This window comes from Xanthomonas hortorum pv. pelargonii, from assembly GCF_024499015.1.
In the GTDB taxonomy this organism is placed as follows: Bacteria; Pseudomonadota; Gammaproteobacteria; order Xanthomonadales; family Xanthomonadaceae; genus Xanthomonas; species Xanthomonas hortorum_B.
Genome location: NZ_CP098604.1, coordinates 839,412 through 861,933, shown reverse-complemented (window position 1 = coordinate 861,933; position 22,522 = coordinate 839,412). Strand labels below are relative to the sequence as shown.

The window sequence follows — 22,522 nt, the reverse complement described above, 5'->3', positions numbered from 1 at the left end:
AACGCCATCAGCGCGGCCCCAACACCAGCTCGATCACGAACTTGCTGCCGAAGAACGACAGCACCAGCAGCACCATCGCGGTCAGCGTCCAGTGCACCGCCTTGGTGCCGCGCCAGCCATTGCGCCAGCGGCCGATCAGCAGCGCCCCGAACACGATCCACGACAGGATGCTGAGCACGGTCTTGTGCAACAGCCGCTGCGCCAGAAAATCCTGCACGAACAGCAGGCCGGTCAGCAGGGTCAGACTCAGCAGCACGAAGCCCACCGTGATCGTGCGGAACAGCAGCGTCTCCAGCTCGGTCAACGGCGGCAGCGCACGCAGCCAAGTGTGGAAGTCGCGTCGGCGTAGCGCGCGCTCCTGCAACCACAGCATGATCGCCAGCAGCGCGGCGATCCCCAGCGTGGCGTAGGCCAGTAGCGCCATCCACGCGTGCAGCTCCAGCCGCCAGCCCAGGTCCGAGCTCGGTTCGTGACCGTAAGCGTGATAGCAGGCCAGCAGAATCGCCGACAGCGGGAACACCACCACGCCCACCGCCGCCATGCGCCCGCGCCCGCCGAACACCGCCGTCAGCGCGGCCATGCCCAGCCCGCACAGCGATAGTGCCGCGAAGAAGTGCATGTCCGGCCCGCCGGCGGTGCGGAATGCCACCAGCACGTGGTACCCGGCGTGCAACGCCACTGCCGCCAGCGCCGGTATCAACCAGCGTGCAGGCGCCTGGTTGCCATCGCGCAGCACCGAGCGGGTGAGCAGCGCGGTGGCCAACAGATACAGGGCGAACGCGATGAGAACGATTGTCATCGTGGAAGTTTCGCACACTGGGGGCTGGCGCCGGAATCGGGAATCGGGAATCGGGAATCGGGAATCGGGAATCGGGAATCGGGAATCGGGAATCGGGAATCGGAAGAGCGGGCATGCCCAGCCGGGCAGGGCGGCAGATTGGGCTGTGCCGCTATAATCGACGCCCGTTTCCCCTTACGCGGTCCTTTGCGCATGTTCGAGTCCCTTACCCAACGTCTCTCCGGCACCATGGAGCGCCTGCGCGGCCGCGGCCGCCTGACCGAGGAGAACATCCGCGAAGCCACCCGTGAAGTGCGCATCGCATTGCTCGAAGCCGACGTCGCGTTGCCTGTGGTACAGGCCCTGATCGAACGCATCAAGGTGCGCGCGGTCGGCCAGGAAGTGCTCAAGTCGCTGACCCCGGGCCAGGCGCTGATCAAGATCGTCCGCGACGAACTGACCGCGGTCATGGGCGCGGCCGCCACCGACCTCAACCTCAACGTGCCGGCGCCGGCGATCATCCTGATGGCGGGCCTGCAGGGTGCGGGCAAGACCACCACGGTCGGCAAGCTCGCCAAGCACCTGAAGGAAAAGCGCAAGAAAAAGGTCATGGTGGTCTCGGCCGACGTCTATCGCCCGGCTGCGATCGAGCAGCTCAAGACGCTGGCCGAACAGGTCGGCGTGCTGTTCTTCGCCTCCGACGCCTCGCAGAAGCCGGTGGACATCGTGCGCGCCGCCATCAGCGACGCGCGCAAGTCCTTCGTCGACGTGCTGCTGGTCGATACCGCCGGCCGCCTGGCGATCGATGCGGCGATGATGGACGAGATCAAGGCGCTGCATGCCGCGGTCAACCCGACCGAAACCCTGTTCGTGGTCGATGCGATGACCGGCCAGGACGCGGCCAACACCGCCAAGGCCTTCGGCGAGGCATTGCCGCTGACCGGCGTGGTACTGACCAAGACCGACGGCGACGCCCGTGGCGGTGCCGCGCTGAGCGTGCGCTACATCACCGGCAAGCCGATCAAGTTCGTCGGCACCGGCGAAAAGACCGACGGCCTGGACGTGTTCCATCCCGACCGCGTCGCCAGCCGCATCCTGGACATGGGCGATGTGCTGTCGCTGGTGGAGCAGGTCGAGCAGAGCGTCGATCAGGAAAAAGCCGCCAAGCTCGCCGCCAAGGTCGCCAAGGGCAAGAAGTTCGACCTCAACGACATGAAGGAACAGCTCGAGCAGATGCAGAACATGGGCGGCATCCATGGGCTGATGGACAAGCTGCCGGGCATGGGCCGGATCCCGGACAACGTCAAGCAGCAGGTCACCGGCAAGGAAGTGCCGCGCATGATCGCGATCATCAATTCGATGACCAAGAAAGAGCGCCGCAACCCGGCCCTGCTCAACGGCTCGCGCCGCTCGCGCATCGCGCGCGGCTCGGGCATGCAGCCGGCCGACGTCAACAAGCTGATGAAGCAGTATCAGCAGATGGAAAAGATGATGGGCAAGCTGGCCGGCGGCGGCATGAAGGGCCTGATGCGCAACATGAAGGGGATGATGGGCGCCATGGGCGGCCGCGGCGGCATGCCGTTCCGTTGAGTTCAGTGATGCGCTGACACGGCCAGCGCGGCGCCACACGGTCCCTGCGCTGGCAATGTAGGGCATCGCGCAGATGCAGCTGCGATTGCGTGGATGCAGTCAGAGGTCCAGATCAAACGCTGCGTGGGTCGAGGGCGCGGTGCCCTCACCGCTCGCGGGGCACGCCGTAAATCCATCCGTGGAGCAACTGTGTTGATCAGGACCCCGATTCGCGGCCTTCGATCGGTTTCCTTCGGGTGCGTCCATCGGTAGGTGCCGGCCGCTGGCCGGCACGCTTTTGCGTTTGCGCATGGCCGTCAAATGCGCTCAGGCGGGCTTCATGGCGGCTCTTTCATCGCGCACGCGCGCATTGAGGATCACCAGCATCTTACGCATCACCGCCACAAGGGCGACCTTGCCCTCCTTGCCGCGTGCCCGCAGCGCTCTGTAAAAATCGCGCAGACGTGGCTCGTGCCGAGCTGAGGACATGGCCGCCATATACAGCGCCTGTCGGATGTCGGCTCGGCCTCCGCCAATCCCCCGTTTACCTCGCATCGCGCCGCTGTCGCGCGAGAGCGGGGCAACGCCAACCAATCGGGATATCTGCTTTCCGCTGAGCGTCCCAAGCTCTGGTAACCGGCACGCCAGCACGGCCAGCAGCACCGGACCGACCCCTTTGAGCGTCTTCAACGCAGCCAGGTGCGGTTGCTCGGTGAGCAGCGTCTTCAGCTGCCCGGCGATCAGTTTGTCTAACCGCGCCACACTGCGCACAAGCTGGTTCACGTTGCCCTGCAGCAGCTTGCGCAGCGCTTTTCCGCAACCTGCTGCAGCTGCTGCCTTGCTGTTTTCAACAGATCCACCAGTTGCCGACGGGCACGCACATGCTCGCCCAGATCGCGCTGCCATGGTTCCAGTGGAACATACTGATGGAGCTCCATCTTCTCGGCCATGCAGGCCAACATGGCGGCGTCCAGCCGGTCGGTCTTGGCCAGTCCCAAACCGTTGGCCAAGTTGCGTGCCCGTTGCGCATTGACGCGCGCCACCGGCAATGCGGCGTGATGCAAGGCATCCAGCGCTGCCAGCTCGTAGCCCCCGGTCGCCTCCAGCACCACCTGCCGCACCGACAGCGTATTCAGCCAATCGACAAGCTTCCGATGACCGCCTGCGGTGTTGGTGAACTGACGGGTCTGGCCTCGAAAAACCGCAACGTCAAGAGAGTGTTTGCACACATCGATCCCGATTCCGCTCATGGGAAATCTCCGCTAGGCTAGAAATGTCGAGAGCTCCCTCGCTTGCCCAGTCTTATCGTTTCGAGTGTCACCTCGGGCAACTGTTCGGGCGAATCAAGGGAGAATCCGGCGTGGGTACCAAGCTACACGACGATCGCTGAGATCCAGGCTCTCACGGTGGCCCACGCCGGCTCTCGACACCTAAACTGCCAGATTCCGAACAGATAAGGCTCAGTGGCGGCATCCATGCCGCCACATGGTCCCGCAATCGGTGAGGGCGCCGCACCAGAGAGTGAGTCGGTTGCTTTGAGAAGAGCTACGCACACCGACCATCTCGACTGGTCCTTGCCGGCCCACCGTCGCGGGACCTTACGCGGCATGGATGCCGCGTAAGAGCCTACATGGACGTACTTGCGGCGTGTCCCGCGATGGTGGGCCGGCAAGGGCCCTGCAGCCATGCCGCAGATCAGCCGGCCTGCATTAGACTGACGTGAAGTAGTTTTGTAGGCGGCTCTTCGTCGAGGTAACCATGACCGATAACCGCATGTATTTCGCAAACGATGAAGACGCTGCACTGCAGGCGGCCTACGCCGCAGCGCGCGACACCTTCAAGTTTTTCTGGCGCGAACTGTCCTGGGAATACCGCCGCATCGTGCCGGGCCTGGAGATGGCGGCAGTGAAACTGCCTTTCGCCACCGACGCTTCCGCGACTGATGCGCCTTCGCACGAGCATATGTGGATCTCCGACGTGCAGTTCGATGGCGAGCAGGTCTCCGGCAGCCTGCTCAACGATCCGGAATGGATCGCAGGACTCACCGCCGGTGACGCCGTGTCTGCACCGATCACCGACCTGGAAGACTGGATGTACGTGACCGATGGCCAGGTCTACGGCGGCCATACCATTGCAGCGATGCGTCGCACGATGTCGCAGGCCGAACGCGCCGAGCACGACGCTGCGTGGGGCCTGGACTTCGGTGAGCCGGGCGTAGTGCGCCTGGTGCCTGCACCTGTGCCGGAGCGCAAAAGTGGCTTGTTCGGCAAGATGTTCGGTAGCAAGCCGGCTCAGGTCGTTGCAACGGAGCAGGCTCCGTCCGAGCGCGAGCATCCGATGAGCGAGAACATGGGCGCAAAGTTCGACGAAGGCCTGCGCGATCAGCCGGACATGGTGCATTTCCGCGACGACGCCGGTTGGACGCTCCTGCAGCGCGATGCCTTGGCGGGCAACTATCAGCCGGTGTCATTGTTGCTGAAGCACGGCGCGGATGCGTCGCTGCGCACGCCATCGGGCAAGACGGCATTGGATCTGGCTCGGCAGATGCAATGGCCCAGAATCGTGCAGCTCCTCGAAGGCGATCACTGAGGTGTCGGTGACACCGTCGCTTGCGTCGGATGGCCGGTACGCAAACGTCGCGCGTTTTTGCCGGCGTTTTGGCTTAGGCGCTCCCATTCTGCTCAGCCCCATGGCCGGCGCCTGCCCGGTGCCGTTGTCGACGGCGGTTGCCGAAGCCGGTGGCATGGGCGCGATGGGTGCGGTGTTGTCGCAGCCGCAGGAGATCGTGGCATGGATGATGGCGTTTCGTGACGCGAGCACCGGGCCCGCGCAGATCAATCTATGGATTCCCGATCCTGCACCGGTACGCAACGCAGATGCGGAAGCGCGCATGCGGGAATTTCTATCGCAGTGGGGGCCGCCAGTTTCTGCAGCCGTAGGTGACACAACGCCAGCCGACTTCGACGCACAGTTCGAGGCCTTGCTCGCCGCGCGTCCTGCGGTTGCCTCATCGATCATGGGGCTGTTTCGGCCCGATCAGGTTGCGCGTTTGAAGGCTGCCGGCATCGCGTGGTTCGCCTGCGCCACCACACTGGACGAAGCGCTTGCGGCACAGGCAGCAGGTGCCGATGCGGTGGTCGCACAAGGGGCCGAAGCCGGTGGCCATCGTGGCGCCTTCGATGCCAGCCAGGCCGAGCGCCAGACGACCGGGTTGTTCGCCTTGTTACCGCGATTGGTCGATCACCTGCACATCCCGGTGATCGCCGCAGGCGGCATCGCCAGCGCACGCGGCATTGCTGCGGCGCTCACACTGGGCGCAAGTGCAGTGCAGATCGGTACCGGCCTGCTGCGTACGCCCGAAGCTGCACTGCCGAGCGCCTGGGCCGAGGCACTGACGCAGGCCGAACCGGAACAGACCCAGCCGACCCGCGCATTTTCCGGCCGACTGGGTCGTGCGCTGGTCACACCGTATGTAAGCGCCGCCAGCGCTGCAGATGCGCCGCCGCCAGCGCCGTATCCGGTGCAGCGCGCGCTGACCGCGCCGATGCGCCAGGCCGCCGCGCGCGACAACCGCCTGGATGCCATGCAGGCCTGGGCCGGGCAATCGGCCTGGATGGCGCCCGCGCAGCCCGCCGCGCAGGTGGTAACGCAATGGTGGGCTGACGCGCAGGCGCTGTTATGTCGGTGATCTTCTGCAATGGCGTACCCGCCAGCGCGGCGCAGCTCGGGGCTGCCGCGCTGATCAACTACGGCCACTTCACCACGCTACAGGTGCGCAGCAGTGCCACGCTCGGGCTGGATCTGCATCTGCAGCGCCTACAGCAGGGCAGTAGCGCGCTGTTCGGCATGGAGCTGGCGCAGGAGGCATTGCGTCTGCAAATGCACGCCGCGCTGGAAGCCTCGGCAATGGCCGATGCCAGCCTGCGCGTCACCGTGTTCGCGCAGGATTACGACTTTCGCGATCCCTTGCGCGAGGTCGCGCTGGACGTGCTGGTTGCGGTGTCGCCGCCAGCGGACATGCCCGAGACCGGGCTGCGCGTGCAGGTGACCAGCTATGTGCGCGATCAGCCCGAGCTCAAGCATGTCGGGACATTTCCGCTGTTGCGTCTGCGCCGGCTGGCCATGAATACCGATCACGACGATGTCGTGTTGCAGGATCCGCAGGGCAGGGTGCTGGAAGGCGCGTTCTGGAATCTGGGTTTGTGGGAGCGCGGTGGCGTGGTCTGGCCGCAAGGCCCGGCCTTGCTGGGAACGCGTCAGCAATTGCTGCAGACCGGGCTGGAAACGCTGGGGATCAGCCAGATTCGGCGGCCGGTGCAACTGGACGAACTGGATCGTTTCGATGGCGCCTTCGCCTGCAATGCGCGCGGGCAGCAGGCGATCGTGGCGATGGGGCCGGCCCGCTGGGGCCCACATGCAGCGCAGCTGCCGCTGCTGGAGCAGGCCCTGCAAACCCATGCGTGGCAAGCGATCTGAGGCTTGGCGCGGGGCGGTCACCGGGTGACTTGGCTTCGCCGCCGGGGCCCGCTATAATCGCCGGCTTACCGCGCCACTCTGGCGACTGGGCAACTCAGGAAAACGACACCATGGTCAAGATTCGACTGACCCGCGGCGGCGCCAAGAAGCGTCCGTTCTACCACATCATCGTGACCGACGTGCGCAGCGCGCGCGACGGCCGCAACATCGAGCGTCTGGGTTACTACAACCCGGTTGCCCAGGGCGCAGAACCGCGCGTCGTGCTGGACATCGCGCGCGTCGACCATTGGGTCGGCCAGGGCGCACAGCTGACCGACAAGGTGCGTAACCTGTATCGCGAAGCATCCAAGCCTCAGGCCGCCGCGGCCTGATTTGGGAGGGCCGAGCGCATCGCTCGGCCTAGCTGACGCAAATGAAACAGACCGAGCGCCGTATCCTGCTGGGCAGGGTTGCCGGCGCTTTCGGTGTCAAGGGCGAACTCAAGATCGAGTCCTGGACCGAGCCGCGTAGCGCAATCTTCCGGTACCAACCGTGGATTCTGCGTACGCCCTCGGGTGAGGAGTCGACACTGAGCGGAGCGCGCGGGCGCGATCAGGGCAAGCATCTGGTCGCAACATTCCCCAACGTTTCCGATCGCGACACCGTCGAAGCCATGCACGGGATCGAGATTTACGTCTCGCGCAGCGTGCTGCCGCCACCCAAGCCCGATGAATATTATTGGGTGGATCTGGAAGAGCTGCAGGTGGAAACCGTCGAAGGCGTCAAGCTCGGCACGGTGTCGCATCTGTTCTCCACCGGCTCCAATGACGTGATGGTGGTACGCGGCGATCGCGAACGGCTGGTGCCGTTCGTGCTGCCGGATTTCGTCAAGTCGGTCGACTTTGAAGCCAACGTGATCGTGGTGGACTGGGATCCGGATTTCTGATCGGAATTTCTGATCTGATCTGAGCGGTGCTTGCGCTCCGTTCTTGCTGTACCCATTCCCCAATCCCGATTCCCATCCAGTGCGCATCGACGTCATCAGCTTGTTCCCCGAGTTCATCGCGCAATGCGCGGCGTTCGGCGTGGTCGGGCGGGGGCAGGAGCGTGGCTTGCTGGAACTGCAGGGCTGGAATCCGCGCGACCATGCGCAGGGTAACTACCGCCGTGTGGACGACCGTCCGTTCGGTGGTGGGCCCGGCATGGTGATGTTGATCGAGCCGTTGCGGGCCTGTCTGGCTGCGGTGCAAGCCGCAGACACGCGTCCTGCACCGGTGATCTACCTCAGCCCGCAGGGGCGGCCGCTCACCCAGCCGCTCGCCCGCGAGTTGGCGCAGTTGCCGCGCATGGTGTTGGTGTGCGGGCGTTACGAAGGCGTGGACGAGCGGTTTCTGGCGCAGGCGGTGGATATGGAAATCTCCATCGGCGACTACGTGTTATCCGGTGGCGAGCTTGGCGCAGCGGTGCTGGTGGATGTGGTGACGCGGTTGCAGGAAGGCGTGTTGAACGATGCCGAATCTGCGGCCCAGGACAGTTTCGAAGGCCCGCAGGGTCTGCTGGATTGCCCGCACTACAGCCATCCATCGGCCCACGACTGGGGCGATGTGCCGGACGTGCTGCGCTCTGGTAATCACGCTGCGATTGCGCGCTGGCGCCGGCAGCAGTCGCTGGGCCGGACCTGGCTGCGTCGCCCGGATCTGCTCGACGAGGCAGGGTTGGACAAGAACGATCGCCGCTTGCTGGAGGAGTTTCGTCGCGAACTCGCCTCAGGCGACGATAAACCAGGCAACAAGTAATAAGGGCTCACCCCTAGCTCTTGCAACATTGATTGGGGTACAATATGCGGCTTGCTGGCCAGCCTTGCGTCTGGCCCTCCTACGAACCTCGAGCAATCGCCGTGCGGCGACTGCCGGTCCAATATCACCAGACACGCGGTGCCCATCGTGAGCAAACTCAACAAGACCATCCTGGCTGACTTCGAAGCCGCCCAGATTCAGCGCCAGCTGCCGGAATTCAACCAGGGCGACACCGTTGTGGTGAACGTCAAGGTGAAGGAAGGCAATCGCGAGCGCGTGCAGGCCTATGAGGGCGTCGTGATCGGTACCAAGAATGCTGGCCTGAACTCCGCGTTCACCGTCCGCAAGATCTCGCACGGCTTCGGCGTCGAGCGCGTGTTCCAGACCCACAGCGCCATCATCGACTCGGTCGAAGTGAAGCGTCGCGGTAAGGTTCGCGCCGGCAAGCTGTACTACCTGCGTGGTCTGGAAGGCAAGGCTGCCCGCATCAAGGAAGATCTGGCCGCCGCTGCGCAGGCCAAGGCTGCTCGCCAGGCTGCTGCCAAGGCTCAGTAAGTCACACTGGCAGGTTGCTTCTGCCACTGCCAAACGGCCGCTTTCGGGCGGCCGTTTGCGTTATGAGAATCGGGATTCGTGAATCGGCAGGTGGTGATCCCACAACGTTCGCGGGAACGTGTGGGCGCGCGAGCGTCTGTTCTTCGCACTGCCAGTGGACATCAGCGCTGGCGAGGCCTCGGCAATTCCGTCAACGGTGCCGTATCGGCGACCGGCGAAGCCGGGTGTGCCGGAACCTCCGCAGCGGCCGCCAGCTCCGCCGGATCCGCAGGCGTGGTCAACATGCGCGCCTTGCGCCAGCCGCCCCAGCGGTAATACGCCAGCGACAGCAGCATCGAGCAGACCGAACTGATCGGAAGACTCCACCAGATGCCGTCGGCTCCCAGATGCGGGATCAAGGCGTTCGCCAGCGGCACGCGCACACCCCATAGACCGAATGCCAGGATCAGCAGTGGCGGGATCACCGCGCCGGTCGCGCGCACCACGCCGGAAATGACGAAGCTCACGCCAAACAGCAGGAACGACCAGATGCCGATGTGATTGAGATGCCGCGCCACTTCCAGCGTCGGGCTGTCGGTCGGCAGGAACAGGGCGAGCGTCCAGTGATCGAACAGGATCAGCAGCACGATCAGAATGCCGGTCATCAAGAAGTTGGCGACGATGCCGGTGCGTGCGGTCGCATCGACGCGGTTCCAGAGCCCGGCACCCACATTCTGCGCCGCCATCGTGGAGCATGCAGCGCCCAGCGCCATCGCCGGCATCTGCACATACGTCCATAGCTGCAGCGCTGCGCCGTAAGCGGCCGCAGTGTCGGTGCCGAAGCCGTTGACCAGCGTCATCATCGCGATCATGGACAGCGAGATCAGCACCATCTGCAGGCCCATCGGCACGCCTTTGACGATGAGCGCGCGCAGGATCGTCGGTGAGATCCGGAACAGCTGCAGATCGCCGCGCCCCAACCACAGGACATGGCGTTTCTTGCGTAAATACAGCAGCAACCCGCCGAGTGCGACCACTTGCGCCAGCAGCGTGGCCCAGGCCGCACCGGCGATACCGAGTGCCGGAAACGGGCCGAGACCGAAGATCAGCAATGGGTTGAACACGATGTCCAGCACCACCGACACCAGCAAGAAGCGGAACGGTGTGCGCGCATCGCCGGTACCACGCAGTGCCGCCGACAAAAACGCGAACACATAGATCAGCGGCATCGCCAGGAAGATGACACGCAGGTACTCCTCGGCCAATGTCTGCGACGCCGGTGGTGTACCCATCGCGGTCAATAGATGCGGCGCCAGAAACCAGCCGAAGACCGCAATCGCTGCCGACAGGCCGCCGAAAAAACTGGCGCTGGTGCCCATGACCTTGCGTGCCTGCGCGATGTCGCGTGCGCCCATCGCCTGGCCGATCAGGATGGTCGAGGCCATGCCGATGCCGAACACCGAGCCGATCAGGAAGAACATGATGCTGTTGGCGTTGGCTGCCGCAGTCAGTGCCGCCTCGCCGAGGTAGCGGCCCACCCAGATCGCATTGATCGAGCCGTTGAGCGACTGGGCGATATTGCCTGCCAGGATCGGCGGTGCGAACAGCAGCAGATTCTTGCCGATCGGGCCTTCGGTCAGGACAGCGGATTTAGGCATCGCAGACGCGCCGTGGTGCGGAAGCTGCGAACACTAGCATTGGCGTGTGTGCCGCGTGCGGTCGCCTGGCAAATCTCAACAGCCGCGGAAGAGCGAGCTCGCCAGGCCGATGTCACGGGGCACCACACGGGCCATGCAGCTCTGCCTGTATCGGTCAGCCAGTGTGTGGCAGGCAGGCTGGATCTGGCCGGCGGTGGCGCTTGAGTTCCGGTGCGGTTGCCCAGATATTTCTTGCTCGATGCAGCCGGTTGCACCGCGCCGATGCAGCGCGATGACCACACCGGCATGCAGCCAATGGACCCAACGGCAAGCACAACGCGATGACTCAATTGGTGGAACAAGCGACGACGGTCAGGCTGGATGTGTGGTTGTGGGCAGCACGCTTCTTCAAGACCCGCAGCCTGGCCAAGACGGCGGTGGACAACGGAAAGGTGGATGTCGCCGGCCAGCGGCCAAAGCCATCGCGTGCGGTACGCCAGGGCGAGCAGTTGCGCATCGACCGTGGCGGTGAAATCTTCGAGATCACGGTTGCCGCGCTCAGCGACGTGCGCGGGCCGGCACCGGTGGCGCAGGCGCTGTACGTGGAAAGCGATGCCTCACGCGAGGGACGCACGCAGTGGCGGCTGCAGCGTGTGGCCGAACGCACCGGCTATCGTGCACCTATCGGCAAACCGGACAAGCGTGCACGTCGGTTGATCACTGCGTTGGGCGATATCGACGCGTTGTAGCGCTGCGTGATTGTCGTGCTGCGTCTGGAATGATGGAAACGCAAACGCCCCGATTATTCGGGGCGTTTGCGTTAATGCGGTCATATGCCTGCATTGCGCTTGACGCGTGGAAACCAACATCGCCGCAACCGCCATCCGTGCTCAAGGGCCTGCTCGATGCAAGCTTCTCGATGCCACGTTGATTGGGCGACAAAAGTATCCAGCAATCGTCAGTCGCGCATTCGGAATAGCACGCGTGGCAAGTGCCGCCCCGAGCAACGACGGCACACACCTGGTGGCAAGTGCCGTCGTCCTGATCGCCGCTGTTACGCCAGATCGAAACGATCTAGCTGCATCACTTTGGTCCAGGCCGCGACGAAGTCGTGCACGAACTTTTCCTGTGCATCGGCGCTGGCGTAGACCTCGGCGACCGCACGCAGGATGGAGTTGGAGCCGAACACCAAGTCCACACGCGTGCCGGTCCACTTCTGTTCGCCGGTGCTGCGGTCGCGGCCTTCGTAGAGGTCCTTCGCTTCGGAGGTGGCTTTCCACTCGGTGCGCATGTCGAGCAGGTTGGCGAAGAAGTCGTTGCTCAGCACGCCGGGACGGGTGGTGAACACGCCATTCTTCGAGTCGCCGACATTGGCGCCGAGCACGCGCAGGCCGCCGACCAGCACGGTCAACTCGGGCGCGGTCAAAGTGAGCAACTGCGCCTTGTCGATCAGCAGCGCTTCGGCAGGCACCGCGTAGCTGCGCTTGGCGAAGTTGCGGAAGCCATCGGCCACTGGCTCCAGCACAGCGAACGATTCAACGTCGGTCTGCTCCTGAGAGGCATCGGTGCGGCCGGGTGCGAACGGCACGGTGACGCTGTGGCCTGCGGCGTGCGCTGCATGTTCCACCGCGGCGTTACCGGCAAGCACGATCAGGTCGGCCAGCGAGATCTGCTTGCCGCCGGCATGCGCGCCGTTGAACTCGGCCTGGATGCGCTCCAGCGTGCGCAGCACGTTTGCTAGCTGCTCGGGCTGATTGGCCTGCCAATCCTTCTGCGGTGCCAGACGGAGACGTGCACCGTTGGCGCCGCCGCGCTTGTCCGAGCCGCGGAAGGTCGATGCCGATGCCCACGCGGTGGAGACCAGCTGCGCCACGCTCAGGCCGGAATCGAGGATGGTCTGCTTGAGAGCAGCGGCGTCCTGCGCATCGACCAGCGGGTGGTCGACGGCGGGCACCGGGTCCTGCCACAGCAGTTCTTCGCTCGGCACCTCGGTCCCCAGGTAACGCGAACGCGGACCCATGTCGCGGTGGGTGAGCTTGAACCAGGCGCGCGCAAACGCATCGGCGAACTGGTCGGGGTGTTCGTGGAAGCGACGCGAGATCGCTTCATAAGCCGGGTCGAAGCGCAGCGCCAGATCGGTGGTCAGCATGGTCGGCCGGTGCTTCTTCGAGGCATCGTGCGCATCGGGAATGATGGCGTCGGCATTCTTGGCCACCCACTGGTGCGCGCCGGCCGGGCTCTTGCTCAGCTCCCACTCGAACTTGAACAGATGATCGAAGAAGTCGTTGCTCCATTGCGCCGGGGTGGTGGTCCAGGTGACTTCCAGGCCGCTGGTGATGGTGTCTGCGCCCTTGCCGGTGCCGTAGCTGTTGTGCCAGCCCAGGCCCTGGCTTTCCAGATCGCTTGCTTCCGGCTCGGCGGCCACGTTGTCGGCCGGGCCGGCGCCGTGGGTCTTGCCGAAGGTATGGCCGCCGGCGATCAGCGCCACGGTCTCTTCGTCGTTCATCGCCATACGCGCGAAGGTGTCGCGGATGTCGCGCGCGGAGGCCACCGGGTCGGGCTTGCCGTCCGGGCCTTCCGGATTGACGTAGATCAGGCCCATCTGCACGGCGGCCAACGGGTTTTCCAGATCGCGGGTGTGCGGCACTTCGCTGTCGTCGTCCTTCACCAGCACGCCGTGCGCTTCGTCCACGCCTGGCGAGCCGCGCGAGTAGCGGTCGTCGCCGCCCAGCCACTTGGTTTCGCGGCCCCAGTACAGATCCTGATCCGGCTCCCAGGTGTCTTCGCGGCCGCCGGCAAAACCGAAGGTCTTGAAGCCCATGCTTTCCAGCGCGACGTTGCCGGTGAGGATCATCAGATCGGCCCAGGAAATCGCCTGGCCGTACTTCTGCTTGATCGGCCACAGCAGGCGGCGCGCCTTGTCCAGGCTGACGTTGTCGGGCCAGCTGTTGAGCGGTGCGAAGCGCTGCTGCCCGCGACCGCCGCCGCCACGGCCATCGCCGATGCGATAGGTGCCGGCGCTATGCCAGGCCATGCGCACGAACAGCGGACCGTAATGGCCGAAGTCGGCCGGCCACCAGTCCTGCGAATCGGTCATCAGCGCGCGCAGTTCCTGCTTGAGCGCAGCAAGATCGATGCGCTTGAACGCCTCGGCGTAATTGAAGGTCTGGCCCAGCGGGTTGGACTTGCTCGAATGCTGGCTGAGCAGGTCCACACGCAGCTGCTTGGGCCACCAATCGCGGTTGGTGGTTCCGGTACCGACGACGGCGTGATTGAACGGGCACTTTGCTTCGGTTGTCATGGCAATACCTGTGTGCGTGAGCACTTGGGGAGCTGTGTGCCGAAACTGCGGACACGTGCTGGTGGAGTCGAAGTGGTGGGCAATGCGTCAGCTGTGGTGATCGATCGAAGGCGCACATGCGGCCGTGGGGTCATCGAGCATCGTTGCCGCGTGTGCCGATGCTAGCGCCTGCCCGCAGGGGCCGGTATAGGCCGGTATCCGGAATGTGACTGGCGGAGCTGCGCATCAGGCGGACTCATCGTGGCGGCGTGTGCACACGATAAGGAGCATCGATCGGTTGGGGAATTCGAATTATTCAACAATATCGATAGGGTGTCGCTATGGATGGGGAGGAGACACCCGGGCGGAACCCTGGCGCACGGCAGCGACCTGTCAGCGCTTGCCGAACAGGCTGCGGCCGAGTTTCATGACATCGCCCAGGCCCAGCTTCCCGTCGCCATCCTGATCCAGCACGCTGCTCAGCAGGCCGCTGACGCCGCTATTGCTGCCGACTTGCTGGCGTTCCTGTGCCAAGGCCGGGCCGAGCTGACTGCTGGCCGTCGTCGTGCCAGTGAGGAAGCGCCTGGCCAGATACGCCATCACGATGGGCGCCAAGAGTTGCAGCAGTTGGCTGGCCTTGCCGGTTTCCAGCCCGGTGGCCTTGCCCAGGCCCGCAGCCGCCTGCGGTGCCTTGTCGCCGAACAGATGACTCACGATGCCGGCGCCATTGCCTTGCGCACCATTGGCCGAGCCGCCCAGCAGCGCGCCAAGCAGGCTGCCGATGTCCGGGCTGCCGGCGTGGTCGCGCTGCAGGGCGACCAACAAGGCATCGGTGCCGCCGGCCTGCTGGCTGTTGCGGCCCAGTGCGCCCATCAACAAGGGCAGGGCGGTCTGCACCGCCGATTGCGCCTGCTCGGGCGCGATGCCGAGCCGGCTGGCGAGTTGCTGCAACTGCGGGCCCTGCAGTTGCGCGGCCAGTTGATCGGTCAACGAGGCGGGCGTAGTCATCGGTGTGCTCTCCGGTTGGACAAAACGTCGAGGCAGGGTGCGCCTGTCGCGGCAGCAGAGCAAACCGCGCGGTGTGCGTCACCGTGCAGCATGATGTCGCGCGAGCCGGCGCTATTGCAGGGCAGCGTTCAAGCGAACGCACAAATCTGCAACTGCACTGGACTAGCAGGCCACGCAAGCTTCAGTCTTGCAGCTACGCCGTGACGAATCCCCCGAACCAGCATTCAAACGGCCACCCAACCCCGTTGCCGCAACGGATCCGCAAGCGCCTCAAACGGCGCTGTTACGAATCCCAAATCCCGACCCTCCAATCCCCGCACTCACAGCAACGCCTTCAGCCGATACAGCGCCTCCAGCGCCTGCTTGGGCGTGAGTTCGTCCGGGTCCAGCGCCTGCAGTGCTTCTTGCGCAGCAGAGGAGGGCGCGGTGAACAGGCCGAACTGCTGCGGCGCATCCAATGCGGCCGGGGCCATCTGCGCGACATGGCTTTCGCCGCCGCGTTGTTCCAGTTCAGCCAGACGATGACGCGCCTGGGTGACCGCAGCCTTGGGCAAGCCGGCCAGCGCGGCGACCTGCAGACCGAAGCTGCGATTGGCCGGGCCGTCCTTGACCGCATGCATGAACACCAGACGCTCGCCGTGTTCGACCGCATCCAGATGCACGTTGGCAATGCCGCTGGCACCGCCGGCATGCGATTCGTCGGCCAGTGCGGTGAGCTCGAAGTAATGCGTGGCGAATAGCGTGTAGCAGCGATTGGTGTGGGCCAGATGGCGTGCAACGGCGTCGGCCAATGCGAGGCCATCGTAGGTGGAAGTGCCGCGGCCGATTTCGTCCATCAGCACCAGCGATTGCGGCGTGGCGTGATGCAGGATGTAGCTGGTTTCGGCCATTTCCACCATGAAGGTGGATTGCCCGCGGGCCAGATCGTCGCCGGCACCGATGCGGGTGAGGATGCGGTCGATCGGCCCGATCACTGCACGGCTGGCCGGCACATAGCTGCCGATATGCGCCAGCAACACGATCAAGGCGTTCTGGCGCATATAGGTCGATTTACCGCCCATGTTCGGGCCGGTGATGACCAGCATGCGGCGGTCGGTGTGCAGGTCCAGATCGTTGGGTTCGAACGGTTGGTCGCGCACCGCTTCTACCACCGGGTGGCGGCCGCGCTCGATACGCAGGCACGGTGCGCTGTCCAGTTCCGGCTGCGACCAGTCCAGTGCCTGCGCGCGTTCTGCGAACCCAGCCAACACATCCAGTTCGCTCAATGCACTGGCGCAGCGCTTGAGGCCCTCAAGCTCGCCGCCGAGCGCGTCGAGCAGGCCTTCGTAGAGCAGTTTTTCGCGCGATAGCGAACGCTCGCGCGCCGATAGCACCTTGTCCTCGAAGCTCTTGAGTTCTTCGGTGATGTAACGCTCGGCGTTGGTCAGCGTCTGCCGGCGGCTGTAGTGCAGCGGGGCCTTTTCGGCCTGGCCCTTGCTGATCTCGATGTAGTAGCCATGCACGCGGTTGTAGCCGACCTTGAGCGTGGCGATGCCGCTGCTGGCGCGTTCGCGTTGTTCCAGGTCGATCAGGAATTGGTCGGCGTTGGTGGACAGGCGACGCAACTCGTCCAGATCGGCGTCGTAACCGGTGGCGATGACGCCGCCGTCGCTGAGTTTGAGCGGCGGTTGCTCGGCCACTGCGCTGATCAGCAGATGCGCGGTGGCATCGTGTTCGCCGAGTTCTGCGTACAGCGTCTGCAGGCGCGGCGAATCCAGTGGCGCGAGGATGGTGCGGACCTTCGGCAGCAGCGCCAGGCCATCGCGCAAGGTGGAAAAATCGCGCGGGCGCGCCGAGCGCAGTGCCACCCGGGTGAGGATACGTTCCAGATCGCCAAGCGCGCGGAAGGCCTCGCGCACGTCGGCATCGGCGCCGGTGTCGATCAGGCTGCCGACTGCGTGGTGGCGCTGTACCAGCACCTCGCGCAGGCGCAACGGGCGATGCAGCCAACGGCGCAGCAGGCGCCCGCCCATCGGCGTGACCGTGCTGTCCAGCACCCCGAGCAAGGTGTTGCGGGTGTCGCCATCGACGCGCGTGTCCAGCTCCAGGTGCCGGCGCGTGGCCGCGTTCATCGAGATCGCCTCGCTGGCCACTTCCATCGCGATGGAGGTCAGATGCGGCAAGCGCTGTTTCTGGGTTTCTTCGACATAGCCGAGCAGCGCGCCGGCCGCCGCAGTGGCGCAGGGCTTGTCGTCGATGCCGAAGCCGGACAGGTCGTGCAATTTGAAGAACGCCAGCAGCTGGCGCCGGCCGCTATCGGCGTCGAACAACCACGGCGGCCGCCGCCGCACGCCGATGCGCCCGCGCAGGAATTCCGGCCAGTTGTCTTCGTCGGGCACCAGCAGCTCGGCCGGTTCCAGGCGCGCGATTTCCGCTTCCAGCGCATCCACGCTGTCCACTTCATTGACCAGAAAACGCCCGCCGGCCAGATCGGCCCAGGCCAGGCCGTAGCCTTGTTTGCTGCGCGAGATCGCCATCAACAAGGTGTCGCGACGCTCGTCCAGCAGCGCCTCGTCGGTGACCGTGCCGGGCGTGACGATGCGCACCACCTTGCGTTCGACCAGGCCCTTTGCTAGCGCCGGGTCGCCGATCTGCTCGCAGATCGCCACCGACTCGCCCAACGCCACCAGCCGCGCCAGATAGCCCTCGTAAGCATGCACCGGCACGCCGGCCATCGGAATCGGCGCACCACCGGAACTGCCGCGCTGGGTCAGCGTGATATCGAGCAGCCGCGCGGCCTTGCGCGCATCGTCGTAGAACAGCTCGTAGAAATCGCCCATGCGGAAGAACAGCAGCAGGTCGGGGTAGTCCGACTTGGCTGCGAAGAATTGCTTCATCAACGGGGTGTGCTCGGCGGCGCCCGTGCTGACTTTGGTGGTGTCTTTGGTGTTGATGGTTTGCAAGAACGTTGTCCGGAATCTGGCGGCCGATGGGTGCGCGAGTGGTGCGTTGCGGGTCTTTGCGGCGCTATGTGGCTGCGCGGCGCGAAAGAGGCCGATGCGCTGTCGCGACCAACCGACCGGGTTGCGATGGAACGGAAGAGGGCGGCGGCCGGAGTGCGTCTGGCCGTTGAGAAGCAAGTTTAGCCGACAGACCGAAAAATCCTTGGGTTGTTCGTCTAGGCTGCCGGCGACTTGTTGTACGGGGCGCACTAGCGCGTTAGGGATCTGGGAGTGCTGGGGATGCTGGGGATGCAGATTCCTGTGGGAAGTTGCGTCTCTCCGCTGGAAACGCACTGGCGCGGAAGAACCCATGTTCGCTGGCGGGAAATGTTGATAGGTCAGCGAGGTCTGTGCAGCTGCGGCGGCGACTGCCGGATCTTCAGTGCGATGGGGTTGGGTCGGTTCCGCTGCGGTGCCTGCTGCGATGTTGGCGGGTGGAGATGGCGATGTCCTCCGTCGCTTCCTTGTCTATCTGCTCTGTGTTGCCATACCGCTGCAGCTCGACATATAGACGATCGCTTGAGCCCATCGGCAAGGCCTACCTCATGCAGCGTGCACAGTGAGCCCTCGCTGGAAAATGCATGGATCCCGCCGCGCTTCGCAGTTGCAACCCGAAGCACTTGGTGTGCTGAAAGGAAGCAGGTGAGGTGTGAAGCACTCAGGTTAGCGCAACGCCTTTTCTGCAGTTGGATATATTTTCCAACTAATACCTCGTACCTGGATCGGATTATTGCGTTCGCTTCCAAAGTGCGAGTCGCAAAAAATTCTGTGTCGTCATTCGTGATGTCAGTCGCGTGTGGATTGCGTGCTCATCCGCAGATGACGATCCATTTGCTTGTTTTTCGTGATTTCGATTTATGAAGTCGCCGCACATTTGGTGGATCGATCATAAAAACCTCTTGGAGATTTTTTCGATATTGCCGAGAGTTGCGCAACGGAGGCTTGGCTGAATTGGCAGGGCCGAGCATCTTCAAACTCAATCCAGTGATGGTGCCTCGAAAAATCGAGTGGCGTTTTTTCGCCTATTGAAAAATATATAGATTTATAACCCGTCGGTATGCCGCTTGATGAGTGGATTCGCCGCGTGAGTTATTAAGTTCGGCAGCAGTGAGCTGGATCTGTTTTCGTTTTTCAACGAATCAAGCGAGGGTTTATGCTGAGTAAGCTTCATCATGTGGGATATCGCTGCCGGGACGCAGTTGAAACCGTGGATTTCTACGTCCAGGAAATTGGCTTGAAGTTTGCTGCCGCGTTGATCGACCACGTGCCGTCCAGCGGGCTCCGGGCGACCAATAACAACGTCTTCTTCGAAATGGAGGACGGCAGTTATATCTGTTTCTTCGAGGTGCTTGGCAGCGACCAGCCGCTGGTACCGGTGCCGGACGACTGGGCGCAGCATCTGGCGCTGGAGGTGCGCGATCAGGCCCGGGCCGAAGAAATCAGTGCGCGCCTGCAAGCGCGCGGTGTCGCAGTCGAAGGCCCGGTGATTCATGACGTGGCAGGCGATGGAATCCATGGGGAGTTGGCGCGCTCCTGGTATTTCCGTGATCCAAACGGGCACCGCATGGAATTGATCGTCAAGCCCGAGGTGGCCCAGACCGCAATCTGGAACGATCTGGAAAAAGCCGCTTATGCAAATCTCGCTGAGTGGGAAGCGCTGAAAAGAGCCTTTGTCGCCGCATAGGTGCTACCGCGCGCTGATTGTCTGGTCGATGTGAATATCACAGCAGCGATAAACCCCACCGAGGAATACGATTGAAGGCGATCAATTACTGGGATTACATCAAGGTCGAGCAGCTGCTTGCCTTGCAGGGCGGCTTCGATAACGACGAACACGGCATCAGTAATGATGAGGCGCTGTTTATCAGTGTGCACCAGATCTATGAGCTGTGGTTCAAGTTGATCCTGCGGGAGCTGAGCGCGTTACGCACGATTTTAGCGACGCATTCGAGCAAGAGCCCGGAGATTGTGCTGGCTGTGCGCTCATTGAAACGCGCCATTTCGGTCTTTGGGCAAGCCAATCAGCACTTTCAGCTGATGGAGACGATGACGGCGCGGGATTTCCTGGAGTTCCGCGAGCGCCTGGCTCCGGCCAGCGGTTTCCAGTCGGCGCAGTTGCGTGAGAAATCGAGATCCTGCTGGGCCTGGAGGATACGCAGCGTATTTCGATCGGCAACGGGTGCTCGTATCGGGACGCGCTCAAACTACCGGATGGCGCGCTCTCATCGTCGGCGCGGCGGGTGGAAGCACGTACGGCCGATGGGCCAAGCGTCAAGCAGTGTCTGTACGACTGGCTGGTACGTGTGCCGATCAATGGCTCGAATGCGCCGGCCGAGATCACGCGGTTTCTCGAGGCGTACATGGCGTCGATACGTGCGGAGAATGCTCGCCGTCTCATGCTGGCAAGCGGCAACCTGGCTGCTGCGGAGGTCGAGCAGCTGAGGGCACGCTACGCGGCGGAAGATGCCAGCGCGCAAGCCTTCTTGCTGGCCGAGGACGACCCGCTGGCCAGCGATGCGGAGCGAGAAACGCAACGCGCGGTGCGCGCGGCGATGCTGTTTATCGAGAGCTACCGTGAGTTGCCGCAGCTTGCCTGGCCGCATGCCTTGCTCGAAAGCGTGCTGGAGCTGGAGCAGGCCATGCTGATCTGGCGACAACGGCATGCCCGCATGGTGGAGCGCTTTATCGGGCGGCGGGTGGGCACCGGTGGCTCCAGTGGCGTGGACTATCTGGATCAGACCGCGCTGCGTTACCGCGTCTTCGCCGAGTTGTGGATGGTGCGCTCCTTGTTGCTGCGCAAGGCTGCCGTGCCGGAGATCCGATCGAGTGCGGGCTATGGATTCGTGATGGAGGGCTTTGCTTGATGGATGCTTCCTCGGATGTTGCGGCCAACGCGCAAATGCAGCGTGTCGTACGAGAGTGCAAAGATGCAGCGCGGCTGGCGGTGTCTCCATGAGCGCGCTCCCCGTCGTGGTACTCGGCGGCAGCGTGGCCGGCCTGATGACAGCGCTCGCACTCGCGCGCACTGGAACGCAAGTGGAGCTGGTCGAGCGCGATGCGCTGACTGCGCAGCCGTCAGAACCCGCGATAGCGGACAACACCATCGAACATTGGTGGCGAAAGGGCGCACCGCAGGCGCGGCATACCCACGCACTTGCCGCGCTCGGGCGGCGGACATTACAGGCGCGCGCAGCAGATGTGTGGCAAGCATTGATCGACGCAGGCGCCATCGAGATGCCGTTCGGCGCGCAGCTGGAAGGTGCCATGGCGTTGCCACGATGTGCGGACCCGGAGTTGTTTGGATTGTCGGTGCGGCGCTCGCTCGTGGAGGATGTCCTCAAGCCGCTGGTGTTGGCCGAACCCATGATCCGCGTGCAAGACCAGACCAGCGTGAGCGGTTTGCTGATTCGCGCTACCGACATCCCGGTGGTGGAGGGTGTGACGACCACGCAAGGCGATCTGCGTGCAGCGTTGACCATCGATGCGCTGGGGCGTGGCTCCTCCTTCGCCAAGTGGCTGCGCGCAGCCGGTGTGCAGCCGCCCGAAGACACGGTGGAAGGCTGCGGCCTGGCCTATTTCACCCGCTGGTATCGCATCTTGCAGCGGCCAAGCGTGCGGCTTGATGCGGGCTTTTCGGCCGGTGGCTACGCGCCGTCGAGTGGGTGCATCGTGTGCCCGGCCGACAACGGCTACGCGTCGATCACCATGATGGTGCCGTACGCCGACAAGGCGTTGCATGCGTTCACCGAGCCGGCCGCGTTTACCGCTGCGGCACGGTTGCATGCCGGCATTGCGCCATGGCTTCAACCCGGCGTCATGGAAGCGCTCTCGGGCGTGTTGCGTTGGCCGCTCTGCGAAAACCGCTATCGTACTGCGCTTGTTGAAGGGCGCCCGCGCGTGTTGGGTGCGATCGCGGTTGGCGATGCGCTGTGCATCACCAACCCGACCTATACGCGCGGCATGTCGCTGGCGATACGGTATGCGTTTGCCATCGCCGATCTGCTGCAGCGCGATGGTCTGAATGATGCATATCGGTTTGCAGTGAATGCGGATGCCCTGGCACAGGATCTGGTGCGTCCCTGGCATGACGATAGTGTGGCGCAGGACCGCGTGCGCACAGCGCTCTGGGCGGGCGGGCCGGCTCCAGCCACGCCGCCAGGTGCGATCACCTTGCAGCAGATCGCGATGGCAGCGCGCCACGATGAAGTTGTTTGGCAGCCGCTGGCGCGGCGCTCGGGCATGCTGGATGCGCCTGAGGCCATCTTTCACCAAGCCGATGTGCTGGCGCGTGTGCGTTCCACCCTTGCGCAGATGCGGCCGTCGCCGCCGGCCGGGCCATCGCGAGCCGATCTGCTGCGTGTGCTCGAACAACACCGCAACGTTGATGTCGCGCATCCACTTGCGTGATGCCCTTGATCGTTATGGAGTCCGCCATGCAGTCCACGTGGGAGTTGGAGGTCAATCCAACACGCTTCAAAGCGCTT

17 protein-coding genes and 2 pseudogenes are annotated in these 22,522 nt (G+C 64.0%); 13 read left to right on the top strand and 6 right to left on the bottom strand.

The genetic code is table 11. The features are described 5' to 3' along the window. Positions 1-7: 7 nt before the first annotated feature. Positions 8-799, bottom strand: a complete 792-nt coding sequence (locus NDY25_RS03780) for a cytochrome C assembly family protein (RefSeq protein ID WP_074056958.1) — start codon at positions 797-799, stop codon at positions 8-10. Positions 800-991: 192 nt separating this feature from the next. On the opposite strand from NDY25_RS03780, the gene ffh reads away from it, so the two are divergent. Further along, a complete protein-coding gene (gene ffh / locus NDY25_RS03775; protein WP_168957924.1) occupies positions 992-2,368 on the top strand; it encodes a signal recognition particle protein in 1,377 nt (458 codons plus the stop codon). 306 nt (positions 2,369-2,674) lie between these two features. On the opposite strand, the pseudogene NDY25_RS03770 reads toward ffh, so the two are convergent. Continuing rightward, positions 2,675-3,597: pseudogene (locus NDY25_RS03770) on the bottom strand (IS110 family RNA-guided transposase). Positions 3,598-4,105: 508 nt separating this feature from the next. On the opposite strand from NDY25_RS03770, the gene NDY25_RS03765 reads away from it, so the two are divergent. The 7 genes from NDY25_RS03765 to rplS all read left to right on the top strand — a co-directional run bounded on the left by NDY25_RS03765 (position 4,106) and on the right by rplS (position 9,153). Beyond that, positions 4,106-4,936: a DUF2314 domain-containing protein gene (locus NDY25_RS03765; RefSeq protein ID WP_168958292.1), complete on the top strand. Its 831-nt coding sequence runs from the start codon at positions 4,106-4,108 to the stop codon at positions 4,934-4,936. Between the two features lie 100 nt (positions 4,937-5,036). Further along, the gene (locus tag NDY25_RS03760; RefSeq protein ID WP_233366502.1) at positions 5,037-6,035 is read left to right on the top strand and encodes an NAD(P)H-dependent flavin oxidoreductase; all 999 of its coding nucleotides are present in this window, start codon (positions 5,037-5,039) and stop codon (positions 6,033-6,035) included. Further along, positions 6,026-6,823, top strand: coding sequence for an aminotransferase class IV family protein (locus NDY25_RS03755; protein WP_168958294.1), 798 nt, complete (start codon positions 6,026-6,028; stop codon positions 6,821-6,823). The genes NDY25_RS03760 and NDY25_RS03755 overlap by 10 nt, the downstream gene beginning before the upstream one ends. A gap of 110 nt (positions 6,824-6,933) precedes the next feature. Further along, the gene (gene rpsP, locus NDY25_RS03750; protein ID WP_006449156.1) at positions 6,934-7,194 is read left to right on the top strand and encodes a 30S ribosomal protein S16; all 261 of its coding nucleotides are present in this window, start codon (positions 6,934-6,936) and stop codon (positions 7,192-7,194) included. A 41-nt stretch (positions 7,195-7,235) separates the two neighbouring features. After that, a complete protein-coding gene (gene rimM / locus NDY25_RS03745; protein ID WP_168958295.1) occupies positions 7,236-7,748 on the top strand; it encodes a ribosome maturation factor RimM in 513 nt (170 codons plus the stop codon). Positions 7,749-7,827: 79 nt separating this feature from the next. After that, complete coding sequence (gene trmD / locus NDY25_RS03740) at positions 7,828-8,598, top strand: tRNA (guanosine(37)-N1)-methyltransferase TrmD (protein WP_168958296.1); 771 nt, start codon at positions 7,828-7,830, stop codon at positions 8,596-8,598. Positions 8,599-8,745: 147 nt separating this feature from the next. Then, positions 8,746-9,153 (top strand): 50S ribosomal protein L19, encoded by a 408-nt coding sequence (rplS, locus tag NDY25_RS03735; protein WP_006449159.1) that lies wholly within the window; start codon positions 8,746-8,748, stop codon positions 9,151-9,153. A 161-nt stretch (positions 9,154-9,314) separates the two neighbouring features. Here the strand turns inward: rplS and NDY25_RS03730 are convergent, their stop codons facing one another. Further along, positions 9,315-10,790, bottom strand: coding sequence for an MATE family efflux transporter (locus NDY25_RS03730; RefSeq protein ID WP_256627779.1), 1,476 nt, complete (start codon positions 10,788-10,790; stop codon positions 9,315-9,317). A 320-nt stretch (positions 10,791-11,110) separates the two neighbouring features. Here NDY25_RS03730 and NDY25_RS03725 point away from each other — a divergent pair, with 320 nt between their 5' ends. Then, positions 11,111-11,518, top strand: a complete 408-nt coding sequence (locus NDY25_RS03725; RefSeq protein ID WP_006449161.1) for an RNA-binding S4 domain-containing protein — start codon at positions 11,111-11,113, stop codon at positions 11,516-11,518. Positions 11,519-11,823: 305 nt separating this feature from the next. On the opposite strand, the gene katG is transcribed toward NDY25_RS03725, so the two are convergent. The 3 genes from katG to mutS all read right to left on the bottom strand — a co-directional run bounded on the left by katG (position 11,824) and on the right by mutS (position 17,999). Next, on the bottom strand, positions 11,824-14,070 hold the full coding sequence (katG, locus tag NDY25_RS03720; RefSeq protein WP_168958297.1) for a catalase/peroxidase HPI: 2,247 nt from the start codon (positions 14,068-14,070) through the stop codon (positions 11,824-11,826). A gap of 372 nt (positions 14,071-14,442) precedes the next feature. Next, positions 14,443-15,057: a DUF937 domain-containing protein gene (locus NDY25_RS03715; protein ID WP_168958298.1), complete on the bottom strand. Its 615-nt coding sequence runs from the start codon at positions 15,055-15,057 to the stop codon at positions 14,443-14,445. Positions 15,058-15,377: 320 nt separating this feature from the next. Then, positions 15,378-17,999: a DNA mismatch repair protein MutS gene (mutS, locus tag NDY25_RS03710; RefSeq protein ID WP_168958299.1), complete on the bottom strand. Its 2,622-nt coding sequence runs from the start codon at positions 17,997-17,999 to the stop codon at positions 15,378-15,380. Between the two features lie 1,192 nt (positions 18,000-19,191). Between mutS and NDY25_RS03705 the strand changes: the two genes are divergently transcribed. The 4 genes and pseudogenes from NDY25_RS03705 to NDY25_RS03690 all read left to right on the top strand — a co-directional run bounded on the left by NDY25_RS03705 (position 19,192) and on the right by NDY25_RS03690 (position 22,445). Beyond that, the gene (locus NDY25_RS03705; protein WP_168958300.1) at positions 19,192-19,722 is read left to right on the top strand and encodes a VOC family protein; all 531 of its coding nucleotides are present in this window, start codon (positions 19,192-19,194) and stop codon (positions 19,720-19,722) included. A 17-nt stretch (positions 19,723-19,739) separates the two neighbouring features. Beyond that, positions 19,740-20,099, top strand: a pseudogene (locus tag NDY25_RS03700) (tryptophan 2,3-dioxygenase family protein); the annotation flags it as partial. A 65-nt stretch (positions 20,100-20,164) separates the two neighbouring features. Beyond that, entirely contained in the window at positions 20,165-20,902 is a 738-nt protein-coding gene (locus tag NDY25_RS03695) for a tryptophan 2,3-dioxygenase family protein (protein WP_315974243.1), read from the top strand. 88 nt (positions 20,903-20,990) lie between these two features. Next, positions 20,991-22,445, top strand: a complete 1,455-nt coding sequence (locus NDY25_RS03690; RefSeq protein WP_168958302.1) for an NAD(P)/FAD-dependent oxidoreductase — start codon at positions 20,991-20,993, stop codon at positions 22,443-22,445. Positions 22,446-22,522: the final 77 nt, after the last annotated feature.